Origin of the sequence: Enterobacter sp. BIDMC109, assembly GCF_001037885.1 — a bacterium.
GTDB classification, from domain to species: Bacteria; Pseudomonadota; Gammaproteobacteria; order Enterobacterales; family Enterobacteriaceae; genus Enterobacter; species Enterobacter hormaechei_C.
This window is the reverse complement of the sequence record NZ_KQ090002.1, coordinates 3,493,595-3,511,576: the sequence shown is the minus strand read 5'-3', so window position 1 is coordinate 3,511,576 and position 17,982 is coordinate 3,493,595. Positions and strand designations below refer to the sequence as shown.

The window sequence follows — 17,982 nt, the reverse complement described above, 5'->3', positions numbered from 1 at the left end:
TAGCCTGCCACGCGTTACAATGGTCTTCATATGACGTATCCATGGAGGCAACGCAATGACGCAGGCGAATCTTACCGAAACTCTCTTCAAACCCCGTTTCAAGCACCCTGAAACGTCGACGCTGGTGCGTCGGTTTAATCCGGGGACAATGCCTGCCGTTCAGTCAGCGTTAGACGGTAAGAACGTGCCCCACTGGTATCGAATGATTAACCGCCTGATGTGGATCTGGCGCGGCATCGATCCGCGTGAAATCCTCGACGTGCAGGCGCGTATCGTGATGAGTGAGTCCGAGCGTACCGACGGCGATCTCTACGATACGGTGGTGGGCTACCGTGGTGGAAACTGGATCTACGAATGGTCAAAGCAGGCCATGCTCTGGCAGCAAAAAGCGAGCCAGGAAGAAGATGCCACTCTCAGCGGAAAGCACTGGCTGCATGCGGCAAATCTGTACAGCATCGCTGCATATCCGCATCTTAAAGGCGACGAACTGGCAGAGCAGGCCCAGGCGCTGGCAAACCGGGCTTATGAAGAGGCCGCGCAGCGGTTGCCTGGCCGGATGCGTGAAATTGAGTTCGCCATTCCCGGTGGCAGCCCGGTGACCGGATTCCTGCATATGCCGGAGGGGGAAGGGCCGTTCCCGACGGTTCTGATGTGCGGTGGACTGGACTCGTTACAAATTGACTATTACAGCCTGTATGAGCGCTACTTTGCCCCAAACGGAATCGCCATGCTGACGCTTGATATGCCTTCCATTGGTTTTTCATCCAAATGGAAACTTACGCAAGACTCCAGCCTGCTGCACCAGCATGCTTTAAAAGCGCTGGAGAATATCCCTTGGGTTGACCACACCCGGGTTGGCGCGTTTGGCTTCCGCTTTGGCGCTAACGTCGCGGTACGGCTTGCCTACCTTGAATCTTCACGCCTGAAGGCCGTCGCCTGTCTTGGCCCGGTGGTGCATGCTCTGTTAAGCGATCCTGCGCGTCAGGGTAGCGTTCCTGAGATGTATCTGGACGTGCTGGCGAGCCGACTTGGCATGCATGATGCTTCAGACGAAGCGTTGCGCATTGAACTTAATCGTTATTCATTAAAAACGCAGGGCTTACTCGGCCGCCGCTGCCCAACCCCAATGATGTCCGGTTTCTGGAAGAACGATCCGTTTAGCCCGGAAGAGGAGTCACGCTTAATCACGTCGTCATCTTCTGATGGTAAATTGCTGGAGGTACCCTTCAGCCCGGTGTACCAGAATTTTGACAAAGCGCTGAAAGAGATCACACGCTGGATCACGCAGAGATTGTGTTAATAGTTTGCTAAATTTCGTTGGTTTGGTAAAACAGTGCTTCACAAAAGGAGATCGCAATGACGTTACCGAGTGGACACCCGAAAAGTAGACTGATTAAGAAGTTCATGGCTCTTGGCCCGTATATTCGAGAAGAGCAGTGTGAAGAGAATCGCTTTTTTTTCGACTGCCTGGCTGTTTGCGTCAACGTGAAGCCTGCACCCGAAAAACGTGAGTTCTGGGGCTGGTGGATGGAAATGGAAGCACAGGAAAACCGTTTTACCTATAGCTATCAGTTTGGCCTGTTTAATAAAGACGGGCACTGGCAGGCGACGAGCATCAAAGATCAGGAAGTGATCGATCGCCTGGAGCATACGCTAAAAGAATTTCACGGCAAAGCTCGCGACCTGCTGGCAACGCTGGATCTGAAGCTGGAGCCTGCGGACGATTTTTCCAGCGAAGCGGTGAAACTGAGAGCCTGATGATGTCACAGCGCCGGGTGGCGGCTACGCCTTACCCGGCCTGAAAAATGTACTAACCCGTAGATCCGGTAAGCACAGCGTCACCGGGCACAAAAAAACCGGCTCAGCGCCGGTTTTTTATTACCACAACATCAGAACTGGTAGGTCATGCCCAGCGCAACGATATCATCGCTGCTTACGCCCAGTTTATTATCGTCATCGATCTGGTTGATCTTATAATCAACAAACGCAGACATATTTTTGTTGAAATAATATGTCGCACCTACGTCGATGTATTTCACGATATCTTCATCGCCGATACCTTCGATATCTTTGCCTTTAGACTGCACGTAACCCAGAGATGGACGCAGACCAAAGTCAAATTGATATTGCGCAACCACTTCGAAGTTTTGCGCTTTATTTGCAAAGCCACCGGAAATAGGGGCCATATTGCGGGTTTCGGAATAGATAGTGGCCAGGTAAATATCGTTGGCATCATATTTCAAACCGGTTGCCCAGCCTTCTGCTTTTTTACCTTCGCCGCGTGCCTGAAGGTTTTGATCGTTAGTGCGATCGGAGCTGGCATACGCACCAATCACAGAAAAATCGCTGCCGCCGAAGTCATAGCTCAGGGAGGTACCGAAGCCGTCACCGTTTTGCTTCTTCACGTCGCGGTTTTCATTTTTGCCCTGGTATTGCAGGGTCATGTTCAGGCCGTCAACCAGGCCAAAGAAATCGGTATTACGGTATGTGGCCAGACCGGAGGCGCGTTTCGTCATGAAGTTATCGGTCTGCGCCAGGCCGTCACCGCCGAACTCCGGGAACATATCGGTGTATGCGGCGACGTCATACAGCGCGCCCAGGTTACGGCCGTAATCCAGTGAGCCGAAGTCTTTCAGTTTCAGGCCGGCAAATGCCAGACGTGTTTTTTGAGAAGAGTCGCTCTCAGCTTTGTTACCTGCGAACTCAGCTTCCCAACGTCCGTAGCCCGTCAGCTGATCGTTAATCTGCGTTTCACCCTTAAAGCCGAAACGAACGTAAGTCTGGTCACCATCCTTAGCGTCATCATCACTGATGTAGTGCATTGCTTTTACTTTGCCGTACACGTCCAGTTTATTCCCGTTTTTATTATAAACTTCTGCTGCCTGAACAGATGCGGAAGCAACTACGCCCATTACCACTAATGCCAGAGTGCTCTTTTTCATTTTCAATCCTGATTTTATAAAAACGCGCTAATATTCGCTGAGTAATAAGATTCGACTTATTACCCCGTGAAAAACAGGAAGGGTTTTATCGTTCGTGGGTGAAAGTTTTATGACAAAGTAAGAATATGTCTAAAAAAGTATGTTTTAATTTTTCGGTAATAAAATTGCCAAAATCTGCCGCTACGCTTCCTGATCCCGCGCAACAAAGTGACGGGTCATGCGTTAAGGCAGTTGGCAACGGAGCTGACACCTGTTAAAACGTCTGACTGACATCATTTTCCCTTATTGTTGAACGGCAGAGAATCATGAGTGACAGCCAGACGCTGGTGGTAAAACTCGGTACCAGTGTGTTAACAGGCGGATCGCGCCGCCTGAATCGTGCCCATATCGTTGAGCTTGTACGTCAGTGCGCTCAGTTGCATGCCGCAGGGCATCGTATTGTGATTGTGACTTCCGGGGCGATTGCCGCCGGGCGTGAACACCTGGGCTACCCCGAACTCCCCGCGACGATCGCCTCCAAACAGCTGCTGGCCGCCGTGGGACAAAGCCGACTCATACAGCTCTGGGAACAACTGTTCTCCATCTACGGCATTCACGTCGGGCAGATGCTGCTGACGCGTGCGGATATGGAAGACAGAGAACGTTTCCTGAACGCCCGCGATACGCTGCGTGCGCTGCTGGATAACCATATCGTTCCGGTCATTAACGAAAACGACGCTGTTGCCACCGCTGAAATCAAAGTAGGCGACAACGATAACCTCTCTGCGCTGGCGGCGATCCTGGCAGGGGCCGATAAGCTGCTGCTTCTGACCGATCAGCAGGGGCTGTTTACCGCTGACCCGCGCTCTAATCCACAGGCTGAACTGATCAAAGACGTTCACGGCATTGACGATGCGCTGCGTGCCATTGCGGGTGACAGCGTTTCTGGTCTGGGGACAGGCGGCATGGGCACCAAGCTCCAGGCCGCGGACGTGGCGTGCCGGGCCGGTATCGACACCATCATCGCCGCGGGCAGCCGTCCGGGTGTGATCGGTGATGTGATGGAAGGCATCTCTGTGGGCACTCGCTTCCACGCCCAGGCGTCCCCGCTGGAAAACCGAAAACGCTGGATCTTTGGTGCGCCCCCGGCTGGCGAACTGACCGTGGATGAAGGCGCGACCGCCGCTATTCTGGAAAGAGGAAGCTCGTTACTTCCAAAAGGAATTAAAAGCGTGACAGGCAACTTCTCGCGTGGTGAAGTGATCCGAATCCGTAACCTTGAAGGTCGCGACATCGCTCATGGCGTAAGTCGTTATAACAGCGACGCGTTGCGTCGGATTGCTGGTCACCATTCCCAGCAGATCGACGCCATCCTGGGCTATGAATATGGCCCGGTTGCCGTGCATCGTGACGACATGATTATTCGTTAAGGAGCCAGAACATGCTGGAACAAATGGGCGCAGCCGCGAAAGCCGCCTCTTATAAACTGGCGCTCCTTTCCAGCCGCGAGAAAAATCGCGTGCTGGAAAAAATCGCTGATTATCTGGAATCTCAGTCGCAGGAAATTTTGCTCGCCAACGAGCAGGATCTGCTGGAAGCGCGTCGCAACGGCTTGAGTGAAGCGATGCTCGACCGTCTGGCGCTGACCCCGGCGCGTCTGAAAGGTATCGCCGACGACGTCCGTCAGGTGTGCAACCTTCCCGACCCGGTAGGGCAGGTGATTGACGGTGGGGTGCTCGACAGCGGGTTACGCCTTGAGCGTCGCCGCGTACCGCTCGGCGTCATTGGGGTGATTTACGAAGCGCGTCCAAACGTGACGGTGGATGTCGCCTCCCTGTGCCTGAAGACCGGTAACGCCGCGATCCTGCGTGGCGGGAAAGAGACCTGGCGTACCAACGCCGCGACGGTAAACGTCATTCAGCAGGCGCTGGAAGAGTGTGGTTTACCGGCGGGTGCCGTGCAGGCGATTGAAAGCCCCGACCGTGCGCTGGTCAACGAGATGCTGCGCATGGACAAATACATCGACATGCTGATCCCACGCGGCGGCGCGGGCTTGCACAAGCTGTGCCGTGAGCAATCTACCATTCCGGTGATCACCGGTGGTATTGGCGTATGCCATATCGTAGTGGATGACACCGCGGAGGTAGAACCTGCGCTGAAGATTATCGTCAACGCTAAAACGCAGCGTCCAAGCACCTGTAATACGGTGGAAACGCTGCTGGTGCATCAGGGCATCGCCAGTACCTTCCTGCCAGCGCTGAGCAAGCAGATGGCGGAAAGTGGCGTCACGCTGCATGCGGACGAGAGCGCTCTCGCCCTGCTGAAAGACGGTCCGGCGAAGGTCGTTCCGGTTAACGCGGAGCAGTACGACGATGAGTATTTGTCGCTGGATCTGAACGTGAAGGTAGTTGCGGATCTCGATGACGCTATTGCGCACATTCGTGAACACGGAACCCAGCATTCTGACGCGATCCTGACGCGCACCCTGCGCAATGCCGATCGGTTTGTGAATGAAGTGGATTCGTCTGCGGTTTACGTGAATGCCTCGACGCGCTTCACCGATGGCGGCCAGTTTGGTCTGGGCGCGGAGGTGGCTGTGAGCACTCAGAAGCTGCATGCCCGCGGTCCGATGGGGCTGGAAGCGCTGACCACCTACAAGTGGATCGGCTACGGTGATGATACGATTCGTGGGTAAATAATCGCGGGTGATGCAAAAATAGCCGTTTGATTCAAAAGGGCATTGACGCATCACCCGGTTAGATCTACTCTTTTGCCCCGTGGTTACGCTCGTAACCGGCCTTTCAGGGCCGATATAGCTCAGTTGGTAGAGCAGCGCATTCGTAATGCGAAGGTCGTAGGTTCGACTCCTATTATCGGCACCAGTTATTTCAATTACTTATCTTACATTCAAGTAAACCACGTTCTCCTCCTGTGCCGTATTTGTGGCATTGAGACCAATAATCGCGTCAATTTTGCTCGCGTGCTCTGTCAGGTGTCCGGCAGATAAATGCGCATATCGTTGAACCATTTCCAGTGTCTCCCATCCCCCATTTCCTTCAGCGCCAGAAGTGAAACGCCAGACTGAACGAGCCTGCTCGCCCATGTATGCCTGAGGTCATGGAAGCGGAAATTGCTAATTCCTGCCCGCTTTAGTGCCCCCTTCCATGCCTTATTACTATCTGTCCGCATTTTTCTGACCGCTGCTGTTTAGCTGGCATTCTTAGAGACGAACGGCTTCGACAAGCCGCTGACGCCGAAATAATTTTCAGAAGGAATAGAAAGCGCCATGCGGGAGTTTAATCACGAGTACTGCAAGGAGAGAAAGACCCCCGGTACAGCAGGCCGAAGCTGAGGCGGATTTGCTGGACGTCATCCGAAACGATCTGGATTTGAGCGGACAGGCAAAACATCTCGTGTACGGAAAGAACGACGATCCATCAGAAGTTCAGCTACGCAGGACCGGCCTTGATCAGTTAAGCGAACATGCCAGTGCGATGCTCAAAGGCAGCCAGCGGCAGACATATTCAGAAGAGAAGCAGGCCGCCTGAGGGCGGCTTTTTTCTGCCCGGAGGGAAACTTCAGAATGCTGTTAAGTAAATCAGCCTACGCCAGGCATATGGGCGTCAGCCGGCAAACTGTTTATGGCTGGATAGCCCGCGGTGAAATTGTTATTTCAGGCGATAAAGTTGATGTTGACGCATCGCAGGCTAAAAAAAATTCTGCTGGTGCTAGTGAACACCAGACTGAAATGACGTGGGCGCAGGCCGCCGCATGGGTATGGAAGCATGACGGCGGGAAAGCGCTGCCAGCTGATATTGATGCTGGCCAGCGAATAGAGGCCGCAGTCGCTGAACTGGGTTTTGATGTTCAGCACGAGCCCGATGAACAATTGCTGATTCTCTTCCGACTGGATGAAGAAACCCACAGCTTCTATGGCAAAGACCGTGCAGCGGGCGCTTTACGGTTTCTTCGTTCTGAGCTGGCTTCGTTGCCACAATGCACCCCGATACGCTGGATGACTGGAACAAAACTGGTTTAATGCCACTCTGCCTGCTGGACGGCGAAAAACTGTAAACCTCCCAGCCCCTCAAACTTGACACTTTTTCGTGAGAAACTGGGAAAAGTGTCAACCCAACCTAACGGCTCCTGACGCCTTCGAACAGCAGCTACGGCAGAAGTGTAAAGGGCTGGCGTTGAGATTTGTTGAGCCCTTGGCTGTTAACTTTTGTTAATCCTGATGCGAAGCAGGGCAGATGTCAGCCTGTTATGGTTTGTTATGCCTCACCAAAAAAGTGTCAGCCGCTGCCGCTTCAGTAAACTTCAGGTACACGAACTCGTGAAGGGGAGGTGTTAAGCACTCCCCCTTTGCATCCATCCTCGAGCCTCTTTCAGATCGCTGTTCTGGTTTGCCCGGACGCTGGCGTTCAGATTGAGTTGTCAAAAGTTGTCACCCACCGGCAGCGCCACTGGGGATTTTTGGCTGTAGGCGCTCTAAGTTACAGTTGCTTCCGTCTGTTAATCCGCATAGCTAACCAGATTTCCATCATAAGAAAGACAAAAATTTGTGAAAGATGACACTTTCAAATTTATTTTTAATTTACGTAATTAGGTCGGTTAAAATTTTCGGGTTAAAAGTAATAGGTTCAGCCATGTTCGTAACTGTATGATCTGTAAAGTAAAGCATGTATCTTTATGAAAATGGTCAAACAAGGCCATTGCAAGACTTGTGAAGTTGTGCGTAGTAAGGTAAAAGATAAATTCTTTTAAGCAACTGAATAAAAAGTGTTACTAAAAAATGCTTATGACAAGCTAGCTTCATTCTTTAGTGTCACTTTAACAGCTCAGGACAGCGATGAAATGGCAATAATACAGCAGGAATTGATAGTTCGTGGCGAACAAGTTGAGCGAGTTTTCATCAACTATCAGGATAAAAAATACGTAGTTAATCGTCAGTATCAGCGTAAGCTGATTTGGACTATTGAAGAAAAACAGAGTTTTATCGATTCAATTATAAAAGGTTTCCCTATACCTATTATATTGTTAGCAGAACCTCTTGGGCGAAACGATGGTACTCTAGAGATTATTGATGGTATGCAACGTATGAATGCCATTATGTCTTTTATCACGAACGATTTCTCATTCGATGGTTGTTATTTTGATCTTAATACTTTTGCAACAACAAAAGACTTATTAGATCGTGGAGTACTAGAGCAAAGGGCACCAGTCCTAGAACGAGCGAAGTGCCTTGCAATTGCATCGTATCCTGTACCTCTTTCAATTTATGAAGCTGCTGAAAGAGAGTCGGTTGAAGAAGTATTTCGCCGAATCAACTCAGGCGGACGTCAATTATCACGACAAGAATTGCGAGCAGCGGGAGCAACTAATGCTTTCGCCGATTGTGTTCGAAAAATCTCTGCAAGAGTTCGTGGTGATACATCGAATACAGATCTCTTACTATTAAGTGAGATGCAAAAAATTAGTATCACTAACAGGGAATTGCATTATGGTATAAATGCAGACACTGTTTTTTGGATTGCTCACGGAATTTTGACGAAAGAACAGCTACGTTAAAGTCGTGATGAAGAGTTGGTGGCGGACATAGTTGCATATATGGTTTCTGACAGACCGGTTGCATCGCGTACTGAACTTTTGGATGATTATTTTGGCGCAACATATCCTGAAACGATAACTAGCAAGGCAAGATTTGATTCAATCGATCAAGCCGTCAAAAAGAGAAGTGTAGAGCTTGTTGATCTTGATTATCAACGAGTTCATGACGCGTTAATTTTACTTCTCAGTCAGGCTCAGGCTACTTTCGCTGGATTGATTTTCCCTAATGGGAATGGTGGTAATCCAGTGCCTCGTTATTTCCAAGTAATTTTCCTCGCCCTTCATGATTTGATAATTAAAAAGGGTATGGTTATTTCTGATAGTGCAGGGCTTATTGCGCGCTTAAGGGATTGTGGAAAGAATATACAGGTTCAAGATGGTGGGCGATGGGGGGCTGATAATCGAAGCAGAATGATCGATTCTATTATTGGTTGGGTGCAAGGATTTTTTGAGAACGATCATAATCCGGATCCAGCGAAAGTTCATTGGATAACTAAACTCCAAAATTTGCTTACAAACTCAATTACAGAACAAGCAGCCTACGATTTCAAACAAGGTTTCTTTACTTTAGATCCTAAACCTTCTTTCGATGAAAAATCATTTGATAAAATAATGGAGACTTGTGCTGCAATCGCTAACATAGGCAAAGGGCATAAAGGCTATGTCATAGTAGGTGTAGCTGAAACGGCAAAGACAGCAGCCAGAGTACTTGAGGTTTTTGGAAGCAGAGCACTCTCATATAATGGTTTCCATATAACTGGGGTCGATCATGAAGCTAATTTCACGGGTAAAGATCTAGACCAAATGTTCCAAGACATCTCCGAAAGAGTGGGGCGCTCAGGGCTTTCAGAACCATTAAGATCGTACATTTATAACCATCTTAAATGCGTACGTTATTATGATAAGACGGTGTTTGTTTTTGAGGTTGAGGGTCAAGACTCACCATCTCATTGGAATGGAAAGTGGGTAGAACGTCAAGGCGCACAGGTCAAAGACATACCTGCTGATAAACTGGGCGCATTATTTGAGCGCTTCAGGTAAAAATGGTTTAAATTTTTAGAGAGTGACAAAGTATATATTTTGAAGGGCCCGATTAAACAGGGCCCTTATGATTTATGGAAATTGTAATAGCATATTCTATGCTACTCATTAACTCTTATCGATCAATGCTAAGTTCAATTCTCATTTGTTTAATTATTTTATCCTTGAGTTCATTTATTTCCTCTCCCTTAGTTTTCATTTTCTTTGCTATAGGTGCTTCAAAATCGGGGGTGACTAATGCCTCGTTTAATTCTTTCAACCATTCAGAAGATAACATAATGATTTCTTGATTCAGCTTTTCAAAGTCATTTATTAATCGAAACAGTTCATCAGATCCTAAAATTTTCAAAGAAGAAATTTCTTCAGTTGATTTTCGATGAGACTGCTGGATTTGGAAAGTAAAACGGCTGATTTCATCGCTGAGTTTTATTATTGCTACAGCTGAGCTATCAGATTCCAACAAATATATAAATGCGCTTTTCAAAGTGACTTTAGTAAATACTTTATAATCCACATCTATATTTTTAGCTGCTTCCTCATATTTTTTTAAAATATTCGGTATATATTTTAGTTCTTATATCTAAAATTTTATATTTCTGTTCTCTTTTTGATTTTGAATAATGCATGAAGAGAGGTACGATAACTGATGCTAGAACACCAGTCATGACGGCTGTTATAGCGGGAATGACAATTTTTGGTTCAAGCCATTCAGCATAACATGATGCGGCGACGATATCTTGGGTCATCTGAATTCCTATATTTTATTTTGAGTTTTCTAGAGAATCTCACCGTTTGAGAAGATTTACTAGCTTAGAAATTATTAAATAAGAAATGCATAATAAAATGTGTTTGTTATAAGATAATAATAAATGGTGTAATTTATTGATTTTTAATGTTTTCCTTTAATAAAAAATTTTTATTGTATTTTTTTTCGTAGTTAAATTGTGCAGTAGTTAATAAAGAATATGAATTGTTCCCATGTCATTTGTGTTGTATGGATTAGAGATCAGAAAGCAGTAGGCAGTGAGAACAAAATGGGGGTACTTTTGGGGGTATTTCTCAAAATGATGTCTCATAAGTTGTTATTTATCAGTGTGTTGTCTTGTTTGTTTTAATCCTATTATCCCATCTAAATCAAATAGTTACCCTACATTCCAGTAAATCTCGTTCTCAGACCATGGCAGCAAATATTGCCATTGGCTGCACATTTTCGCGTCATCGTTTTGTACCTCAAAGAAGTTGATCGGCGGCATAACCCAAAAGGCTATACCGCCAGCGCCATATTATCGCGCCATTAACGCAAACACCCCCCAGCCAAAGTACTCCCGCGTGTACGTCACATGACGTTCAGGCGCTATCGTCAGCTCCGCCCGAACCTCCTGCGCGAAGTCATCATCTGGGTTTTCCTCCAGCCAGCGCCGCATGGTCATCCATTTTGCGGCTTCGTACCTGTCCCAGCCTTCCTGATCAGCCAGCACCATTTCAACCAGGTCATAGCCCTGTTGATCGAAAGACGCAACCAGACTGGGCAGAGTGAGAAAGTCTGCGATCGACGAGACGCCGCAGGCCTGGGCTGTCTCCTCCGTCGCAGGTACCTGACGCCAGTACGGTTCGCCGATGAGCATTATTCCCCCGGGCTTGAGGCTTTTTGCCAGCAGATCCATTGTCCCGGCTACGCCCCCCGCAATCCAGGTTGCGCCAACGCAGGCCGCCACGTCACATTTTTCATTCGCGACGTAGCCGGCCGCGTCGTTATGAATGAAATGGACGCGTTCGCTGACGCCGAGTTCCTCTGCGCGCCGCGTGGCCTGCGCGGTGAAGAGCGGGCTCATGTCGATGCCGGTACCGGTAATACCGTAATCACGTGCCCAGGTACAAAGCATCTCTCCCGAGCCGCTGCCGAGATCGAGAATGCGAGTGCCTGGCTTCATGCGTAACACGCGGCCCAGCGTCGCGTACTTCTCTGGTGTAAAGGGGTTATGAATGCGGTGTTCGCTTTCGCTAACAGTAAAAATACGTGGGATATCCATCATCCTCTCCTCAACGATTATCAGGCTGAGCGCGAACATTGTTCAGCCCCGTAGTGTTAATGCGGTAGGGCTGACCGTTAACGGATTTGATCAGCTTTTTGGTTTTGAGCTTTTTGAAAACGGCGAGCGTGCAGTCAGCCAGCAGTAGCCCTTCGCGGCTATAGCATTCAACGGCGGTGACGCGGCCAGAGTTATCGCGGACGTGCACAATACGGCCACCTTTGGCGAGAACGTGTAAGGTACGTTGTTCCTGACGGGATAAATTCATACTGAAGAACCTGTTTAATCATCATGTGCAAAACGTGCAAACACACAGCGGTGTCCGCATTCGATTTCGGCGCATTGATAATCAGTCCGGCCTGGAAAGGTCGGGAAGCTGATTATCGGATGATTACATTCTCCAGCATCAAAGCCTCGGTTTGAGTTGATAGGTATTTACGGGGTGAATGATAACACCTGGTTATTGTCAGTGAATACCCAGGGGTGAAAAATGTGATCCCGGTTGGTATCGGGCTGAGGAGAGGGGATCATTCCTGGCCGCTCTTAATTTTGCTGTCGACCTGAGGCTGTGGTTTGCTGAAAAGATATCCCTGCACAAGCTCGCAACCCAGAGCCTGAAGCCGCTCAAGCTGCTCTTCGGTCTCAACGCCCTCGGCAATGACGCCCATATTAAGGCTTTTAGCCATACCGGTAATCAGCTTCACAATATTAAGCGCATCTTCCTGCGTAGATATCGGATTGACAAAAGATTTATCGATCTTGATTTTATCAAAATTCAGTTCGCTGAGTCTGGAGAGCGACGAATAACCTGTGCCAAAATCATCAATAGAAATTCTTACGCCCAGTGAGCGTAGTTTTTTGAGGATCGCAATGGGGTTATTTCTGTCACTGAAGAGGGAAGACTCTGTGACCTCTAACTCAAGACGGTTAGCCGGGAGCCCGGTCTCAGCCAGAACGGACTGCACCGTATTAATAAATGATTTGCTGCCCAATTGAACAGGTGAGACGTTGACGGAGATCCTGGCCGGAACAGCCCAGGAGACCGCCTCCCTACAGGCCAGTTTAAGTACAGTTTTACCTATCTCGTTGATCATGCCTGTTTTTTCAGCGGCGAAAATAAAGCTATCCGGGGAGAGCATCCCCTTGACGGGGTGCATCCAGCGAATAAGCGCTTCATAGCCGTAAATTTCCTTGCTGACGGAATTCACAATAGGCTGGTAATAAACAATAAACTCATCATTCTCTATTGCTCTTGCCATATCATTTTCAAGGGTTCTGCTTTCCTGCAACTTCTGTAGCATTCGCTGGCGGAAGACTTTGATTTGCTGAGAACCTTCTTTCTTGGCTTCATAGAGCGCCAGATCGGCAAATTTATAAAGGTAATCTGAACGTCGTTCGTTATCCGATAAAACAATACCCACACAGGTGGCTATTTTTATAAGTTGATTATTAATTGTATAGGGCTTGCTGATGCTATCACTGATTTCTCGCGCGCGTGAAACAGCTGCGGCTTCGGTTAAGCCACTGGAGAGAAACGCAAATTCGTCGCCGCCCAAACGATAAAATGTCTCTGAAAAGCGGCTCAAAGCGTTAAGGCGCGTGGATACCTCACGTAACAGTAAATCGCCAGCATCATGACCGTAGGTATCATTCACCTCTTTGAACCGGTCTAAATCGAATAACATCACCGTGACCGAAATATGTTTTTCCTCAGCCTGTAGATTAAGTTTATTGAGATCATCCCAGAAGAAAAGACGGTTTTTCATGCCGGTAAGGGAGTCATGATAAACATCGTATTCCAGTTTTGTATTCTGGATTTGCAGGGTTTCTTTGGACAGCTGAAGTTCTTCAGCCAGCGTTTTAACCTGTGTATGTGCTTTGAGAATGTTTTTATTTTGATAGATAATCAAAAAGCCCAGTATGAAGCTTAAAATAACCAGTAACAGCGAAAGTGCTGAATAAATATAATACAGAACCTGTATTTTTAGGTTAGTTTCATTGATTGTATTAACATCTTTTGTTAAAGCCGTTGATGAAAGCTGGCTTAGCGGGGCATCCAGTGAATGCATATTTTTCAGATAGAGCTTTAACTCTGAACGGCTCATTTTCTCAAGATGACCATCCAGATAGTTCAGTATATTTTCCAGGCGTAAGGCGAGCGCCTGATGCGCTTTCGCGCTGTTTATATAACGACCCAGGCCGCCCTCTTTCAATAAATCATTCTGGCTCAGCATGATTTCCAGGCGCATGCGAACCTGGTCTACCGTAACGTCATCAGTCTCGGTTGCGTACAGTCCAATCCATGATTCAAATCGGTAATATTCAGATACCAGTTGGGCTACAGACCAGGACTCAGTGTAGTGAGTCAATTTTTGCAACTCCTGCTGACGGTCGTAGACAAGAAAGGCTATATATCCCGTAGTGATAAAAAGAGAAAAAATGATACCAACCAGTATCCTGTTCATTATGTTCTCCTGAACTACTATTCAATCTTCATTTTGCTGACCTGCCAGGCCGATCGCGAGTAATAAATCTGATTATTGAGTTCAGGAAGACTGTCATAAGGGTAGACGATGAATGACGGACCTTTATCGCGGATGCGCATATATTCGCCATTGACCTTTAACGCCAGGATGGCGTTGTATTTCTGGAAGTCTCTGAGAGGGATGACGGTAGTATAATCATTGAGTGCAACCACATTCAGAACAGAACCCTTAGCACCCACATACTCCATGAGTTTGCGCATAGGGATACCCTCAAATTTCGTGCGGCCATTATACCAGGGAGAGGTCGTCTGGAAACTCACCATCCCCAGTTTTTCCAGGCTGGCAATATCAAAAACGGCTTTTCCATTTTCGTTCGTATTTTCTATATTACCGGTAATGGTTAAGATGGGTTTGCCCACAGGCTTTGGCAGTTCACCAGCCCAGCTTAAACTTTGTACCAAAAAGCAGCACAGCATTAGGATTATTCGCATATTGGCCTCCTCTTTTTAACAGAAGTATAAGAATTATAAGTTAATTATCCTATAAGTTTGTCTATTTTGTTGAACGCCACGGCTTTTTGCAAACGATACTTCATTAAATGTTTTAAAATCAAATGGATAATCGTTGTTTGCCCCGTGATTGCAGACCTCTGGCTGGAGCTTACGTTTTTTAAAACATAAAAACTCAGTGTAATTAGCCACCCGGGTTTAAAAAATGATCGCTTTGATTTATTGATATATTTACGCACCCCCATTTTTTATCAATGGTGGCATCGTTAAGATGAATTTATTTGTACAAAGAATGATAACGCACCCTCAATGTGAGGGAATAAGAGAGTGCGCATACCTCTGACGTCGTTGGCAGGGATTTTCGGTTAACCCGTCTCCAGCATACTGAAACTGACGATCCGCGAGCGCCCCAACTCTTTCGCCCGGTAAAGCGCCACATCTGCTGCGCGCAGCAGGTCGTCGCTTTGGGCGTGCTGCGGGTAACTGGCGATCCCGATCGACACATCCACCGGGCCAATCTCAGCAAGCCCATAGCGCAGCGACAGCGTATGGACGCCGTTATAAATCTCCGTTGCGCAGGCGTGAGCCGCTTCCTCATCCGCACCCGTTAGCAGCACCAGAAACTCTTCGCCACCAAAGCGGAAGGCCAGGCCGGCATCGTGCACGGCACGCTGAACAATTGTCGCCACGCTCTTAATCACATGATCGCCAGCCTCATGGCCGAAGCGATCGTTAATGCTTTTAAAGTGATCGATGTCGATCATCATGCAGCTCACCGGCTCATCATTGCGCATTGCCTGAGCTATCTGAGTGCGCAGGGTATCTTCCAGGTGGTGGCGGTTACGCAAGCCGGTGAGCGGGTCGAATAGCGCTTTTTCCAGCAGGGCATCGCGCAGACGCTGGTTGGCCAGCGCCAGACCCAGGGCTTCCGCCATTAATTCGAGATATGCGCGGGACGGCGCCGTTTCAGGCGTGATGTTCTGAAACGACAGCAAACCAATGGCTTCCCCCTGCGCAATGAGCGGCACGCACAGTGAGCTGTCTTTTTGTGATTCAGGCAGATGCTGGCAACCGATATCCGGCTCGCCGTTGACCGGTGGGTGGCTCTGACCACGGCGTATGGCCCAGCATTGATCGGGGTGGAAAGCATTTTTTTCTCCCTGTGGAGATAACCATTCCGCCGCACAGCGCATCTCCCACGGGTTTCGATCCAGAATATACAGACGTCCGGCGATACCCGGCGCAATGTTGGGAGCAAACAGCTCTGCCACCTCAATCACGTCGCTGACGTTCTCGCACCCCTGCAAGCGCTGGGTCATTCGCGCGAGCAGCTCGCGGATGGCCCAGTCTGCGTCGCGTTCTTTTTCAAGCCGCTGCCTTGCCAGCCCGTTCTCGCGGAAAATGCGAATGGCCTGCGCCATATCGCCTATCTCATCGACCTGGTTGAAATGGGGCGTTTCGACGCCGTAATCCTGTGAGGCCAGGCGGTGAACCACATCGCTGAGGCGCACTACCGGGCGCAGCACGCGGTGCTTGAGAATAAAGCCCATCACGAATAAGAAGAGCAGGGCGGTCAGGCCGACCATCACCTCTGAGGCGGTACGCAGCGTTTTCGACGTGTTGGTCGCTGCCTGGACATCGGCAATAATGCGCTTATCCAGCAGCATACGAAAATGGTCAATCTTGCTCTGGGCGCGTTCCGTTTCAAGTTCGTAGATTTTGCCGAAGAGTAACGCAATGGCCTGTTGTTCCTCACCCCGGGCGACGCTGGCAATTGCTGCCTGCTGTTCATCCTGTAGGCCATCAACAATCTTCAGCCCTTCATACAGCAGCGCCAGCTCTTCGCCCGTTGCGCCCGTATCTTTTAACTGTCCCACTTTGTGTTCAATATTCTTCAGTTCACCTTCTTTCGCCTGGTACGCTTTCAGCACATCGGGCTCTTTTTTGATGGCGTAAAGGCGCGCTAAATCGGAGAGCATCCAGGTTTCTGCTTCAATCTCTTCCGTAAGCTGGTCAAAAATTTGTCGTTGCTTAACAGCCTGACGCTCTACGTTGTCGGCATGGGAAGCCATCAGCATGACGATACCGGAGGCAATGGTCAGGCACACCGTGACACCATAGGCCCAGTTTGTGATCGTGGCGATTCGCACCTGTTGGATCCTTCTACGACAAATGTGGAAGAGCGTTCATTTCAGATTATAGAAAACCCCTGATTTATCGCGAAAAAAAAGGCGGCACAGGGCCGCCTGACAAAACGCGTTTCGTTAGAGATCCGGAGGGTTTTTTCCCTCTTCGATAAAGTCTGCGTCCAGCTCCTCGGCGTTGCCTGCGTGGTCGCGGCCGGAGAAGAGGTTCCAGCAGGCGATAAACAGGGCGGCAATCAGCGGCCCAATCACAAAACCATTAATGCCGTACAGCTCCATACCGCCGAGCGTGGAGATCAGTATCAGGTAGTCCGGCATTTTGGTGTCTTTGCCCACCAGCAGCGGACGTAAAAGGTTGTCCACCAGCCCGACGATAATGACAAAAAAGCCCACAATGAACAGACCCTGCCACAGCTGGTGAGTGGCAAACAGGAAGATCGCGGCGGGAACCCAGACAATAGCCGAGCCGACGGCGGGCACCAGGGAGAGGAACGCCATCAGCGCTCCCCACAGTACGCTACCGTCAATACCGACGATGGCAAAGGCGATACCGCCAAGCGTACCCTGAACCACTGCCACGACCGCCGTACCTTTTACCGTGGCTCGTGAGACGCCGACAAACTTAGCGAACAGGTGCTGTTTGGCGAAGTCAGACAGCGGCAGCGAGTCGAGGATCTGGCGCACCAGATAGGGCCCGTCTTTGAGCAGGAAAAACAGCAGGTACAGCATAATGCCGAAGCTAATAGCAAAGCCGAACGTCCCTTTACCAATCAGGAACGCGCTTCCCGCCAGATACTGTCCACCCTGTAACGCGACATCGGAAAGCTTTTTCTGAATCTGCGCGGCGTTGGTCAGGTTGTGATCCGCCAGGAAGCCGCTGGCCCAGTCCGGCAGTCGGTTGAAAATACCGGCGATGACTTCCGGGAACTGCGTGTTGTTCTGTTGCAGCTTGGTGTAAACCATGTTCAGTTCCACCGCGAGCGAGGAAAGGATCACCATCAACGGAATAAACACGATCAGGCAGATAATGCCGAGTGTAAGGAGGGAAGCCAGCCCGTTGCGATCGCCCAGCGCGGTACGCAATTTGTTTTTCACCGGGTTGAAAATGATGGTCAGGATCGCGGCCCACAGAATCGCCGAGAAATAGGGTGACAGCACGTCAAAGAAAGCCCAGGTAACAAGGGCCAGGATGAGAATAAAGAAACCTTTGGTCAGTCCGTTAAATCGCATAGTGAGTCCAG

Annotated in this window: 17 protein-coding genes, 1 tRNA gene and 1 pseudogene; 9 read left to right on the top strand and 10 right to left on the bottom strand. The window is 49.1% G+C overall.

The window, feature by feature from the left end:
• Positions 1-55 precede the first annotated feature (55 nt).
• Positions 56-1,300 (top strand): esterase FrsA, encoded by a 1,245-nt coding sequence (gene frsA / locus SK62_RS16595; RefSeq protein WP_017694464.1) that lies wholly within the window; start codon positions 56-58, stop codon positions 1,298-1,300.
• A gap of 56 nt (positions 1,301-1,356) precedes the next feature.
• Positions 1,357-1,758: a sigma factor-binding protein Crl gene (gene crl / locus SK62_RS16590; protein ID WP_006809999.1), complete on the top strand. Its 402-nt coding sequence runs from the start codon at positions 1,357-1,359 to the stop codon at positions 1,756-1,758.
• A 131-nt stretch (positions 1,759-1,889) separates the two neighbouring features.
• Here crl and phoE read toward each other — a convergent pair whose 3' ends face one another.
• Entirely contained in the window at positions 1,890-2,942 is a 1,053-nt protein-coding gene (phoE, locus tag SK62_RS16585; protein WP_017383128.1) for a phosphoporin PhoE, read from the bottom strand.
• Positions 2,943-3,247: 305 nt separating this feature from the next.
• On the opposite strand from phoE, the gene proB reads away from it, so the two are divergent.
• The 3 genes from proB to SK62_RS16570 all read left to right on the top strand — a co-directional run bounded on the left by proB (position 3,248) and on the right by SK62_RS16570 (position 5,803).
• Positions 3,248-4,351, top strand: coding sequence for a glutamate 5-kinase (proB, locus tag SK62_RS16580; RefSeq protein ID WP_015571369.1), 1,104 nt, complete (start codon positions 3,248-3,250; stop codon positions 4,349-4,351).
• Positions 4,352-4,362: 11 nt separating this feature from the next.
• The gene (gene proA / locus SK62_RS16575; RefSeq protein ID WP_015571368.1) at positions 4,363-5,616 is read left to right on the top strand and encodes a glutamate-5-semialdehyde dehydrogenase; all 1,254 of its coding nucleotides are present in this window, start codon (positions 4,363-4,365) and stop codon (positions 5,614-5,616) included.
• Between the two features lie 111 nt (positions 5,617-5,727).
• A tRNA-Thr gene (locus tag SK62_RS16570) sits at positions 5,728-5,803 on the top strand.
• A gap of 14 nt (positions 5,804-5,817) precedes the next feature.
• Here SK62_RS16570 and SK62_RS21830 read toward each other — a convergent pair.
• Positions 5,818-6,128: pseudogene (locus SK62_RS21830) on the bottom strand (tyrosine-type recombinase/integrase); the annotation flags it as partial.
• A 152-nt stretch (positions 6,129-6,280) separates the two neighbouring features.
• On the opposite strand from SK62_RS21830, the gene SK62_RS16560 reads away from it, so the two are divergent.
• The 4 genes from SK62_RS16560 to SK62_RS23210 all read left to right on the top strand — a co-directional run bounded on the left by SK62_RS16560 (position 6,281) and on the right by SK62_RS23210 (position 9,572).
• Complete coding sequence (locus SK62_RS16560) at positions 6,281-6,469, top strand: hypothetical protein (RefSeq protein ID WP_047718569.1); 189 nt, start codon at positions 6,281-6,283, stop codon at positions 6,467-6,469.
• A gap of 35 nt (positions 6,470-6,504) precedes the next feature.
• The gene (locus SK62_RS16555; protein ID WP_229690657.1) at positions 6,505-6,960 is read left to right on the top strand and encodes a DNA-binding protein; all 456 of its coding nucleotides are present in this window, start codon (positions 6,505-6,507) and stop codon (positions 6,958-6,960) included.
• 743 nt (positions 6,961-7,703) lie between these two features.
• Positions 7,704-8,492, top strand: a complete 789-nt coding sequence (locus tag SK62_RS23215) for a GmrSD restriction endonuclease domain-containing protein (protein WP_255360380.1) — start codon at positions 7,704-7,706, stop codon at positions 8,490-8,492.
• An 18-nt stretch (positions 8,493-8,510) separates the two neighbouring features.
• Positions 8,511-9,572 carry a hypothetical protein gene (locus SK62_RS23210; RefSeq protein ID WP_255360379.1) on the top strand — a complete coding sequence of 354 codons (1,062 nt, stop codon included), beginning with the start codon at positions 8,511-8,513 and terminating at the stop codon, positions 9,570-9,572.
• 115 nt (positions 9,573-9,687) lie between these two features.
• Here the strand turns inward: SK62_RS23210 and SK62_RS16545 are convergent, their stop codons facing one another.
• From SK62_RS16545 to SK62_RS16515, 8 genes are all read right to left on the bottom strand, one after another.
• On the bottom strand, positions 9,688-10,086 hold the full coding sequence (locus SK62_RS16545; RefSeq protein WP_047718571.1) for a hypothetical protein: 399 nt from the start codon (positions 10,084-10,086) through the stop codon (positions 9,688-9,690).
• A gap of 22 nt (positions 10,087-10,108) precedes the next feature.
• On the bottom strand, positions 10,109-10,318 hold the full coding sequence (locus tag SK62_RS22965; protein WP_139152741.1) for a hypothetical protein: 210 nt from the start codon (positions 10,316-10,318) through the stop codon (positions 10,109-10,111).
• Positions 10,319-10,855: 537 nt separating this feature from the next.
• Entirely contained in the window at positions 10,856-11,602 is a 747-nt protein-coding gene (locus SK62_RS16540; RefSeq protein WP_023295994.1) for an SAM-dependent methyltransferase, read from the bottom strand.
• 10 nt (positions 11,603-11,612) lie between these two features.
• Positions 11,613-11,870, bottom strand: a complete 258-nt coding sequence (locus tag SK62_RS16535) for a YjhX family toxin (protein WP_017694448.1) — start codon at positions 11,868-11,870, stop codon at positions 11,613-11,615.
• Between the two features lie 259 nt (positions 11,871-12,129).
• Positions 12,130-14,067 (bottom strand): putative bifunctional diguanylate cyclase/phosphodiesterase, encoded by a 1,938-nt coding sequence (locus tag SK62_RS16530; protein ID WP_045347498.1) that lies wholly within the window; start codon positions 14,065-14,067, stop codon positions 12,130-12,132.
• Positions 14,068-14,084: 17 nt separating this feature from the next.
• Positions 14,085-14,579: a putative pterin-binding protein gene (locus tag SK62_RS16525; RefSeq protein WP_047718572.1), complete on the bottom strand. Its 495-nt coding sequence runs from the start codon at positions 14,577-14,579 to the stop codon at positions 14,085-14,087.
• 383 nt (positions 14,580-14,962) lie between these two features.
• A complete protein-coding gene (locus tag SK62_RS16520; protein WP_047718573.1) occupies positions 14,963-16,747 on the bottom strand; it encodes a diguanylate cyclase in 1,785 nt (594 codons plus the stop codon).
• A 114-nt stretch (positions 16,748-16,861) separates the two neighbouring features.
• Positions 16,862-17,971 carry an AI-2E family transporter gene (locus SK62_RS16515; protein WP_047718574.1) on the bottom strand — a complete coding sequence of 370 codons (1,110 nt, stop codon included), beginning with the start codon at positions 17,969-17,971 and terminating at the stop codon, positions 16,862-16,864.
• Positions 17,972-17,982 lie beyond the last annotated feature (11 nt).

What these genes read in the sequence shown, in the direction of transcription:
- proA (WP_015571368.1), top strand. Translation starts at nt 4,363, where the DNA reads ATGCTGGAACAAATGGGCGCAGCCGCGAAAGCCGCCTCTTATAAACTG.
- SK62_RS16540 (WP_023295994.1), bottom strand. Translation starts at nt 11,602, where the DNA reads ATGGATATCCCACGTATTTTTACTGTTAGCGAAAGCGAACACCGCATT.
- SK62_RS16530 (WP_045347498.1), bottom strand. Translation starts at nt 14,067, where the DNA reads ATGAACAGGATACTGGTTGGTATCATTTTTTCTCTTTTTATCACTACG.
- SK62_RS16525 (WP_047718572.1), bottom strand. Translation starts at nt 14,579, where the DNA reads ATGCGAATAATCCTAATGCTGTGCTGCTTTTTGGTACAAAGTTTAAGC.
- SK62_RS16555 (WP_229690657.1), top strand. Translation starts at nt 6,505, where the DNA reads ATGCTGTTAAGTAAATCAGCCTACGCCAGGCATATGGGCGTCAGCCGG.
- proB (WP_015571369.1), top strand. Translation starts at nt 3,248, where the DNA reads ATGAGTGACAGCCAGACGCTGGTGGTAAAACTCGGTACCAGTGTGTTA.
- crl (WP_006809999.1), top strand. Translation starts at nt 1,357, where the DNA reads ATGACGTTACCGAGTGGACACCCGAAAAGTAGACTGATTAAGAAGTTC.
- SK62_RS22965 (WP_139152741.1), bottom strand. Translation starts at nt 10,318, where the DNA reads ATGACCCAAGATATCGTCGCCGCATCATGTTATGCTGAATGGCTTGAA.
- phoE (WP_017383128.1), bottom strand. Translation starts at nt 2,942, where the DNA reads ATGAAAAAGAGCACTCTGGCATTAGTGGTAATGGGCGTAGTTGCTTCC.
- SK62_RS16535 (WP_017694448.1), bottom strand. Translation starts at nt 11,870, where the DNA reads ATGAATTTATCCCGTCAGGAACAACGTACCTTACACGTTCTCGCCAAA.
- frsA (WP_017694464.1), top strand. Translation starts at nt 56, where the DNA reads ATGACGCAGGCGAATCTTACCGAAACTCTCTTCAAACCCCGTTTCAAG.
- SK62_RS16515 (WP_047718574.1), bottom strand. Translation starts at nt 17,971, where the DNA reads ATGCGATTTAACGGACTGACCAAAGGTTTCTTTATTCTCATCCTGGCC.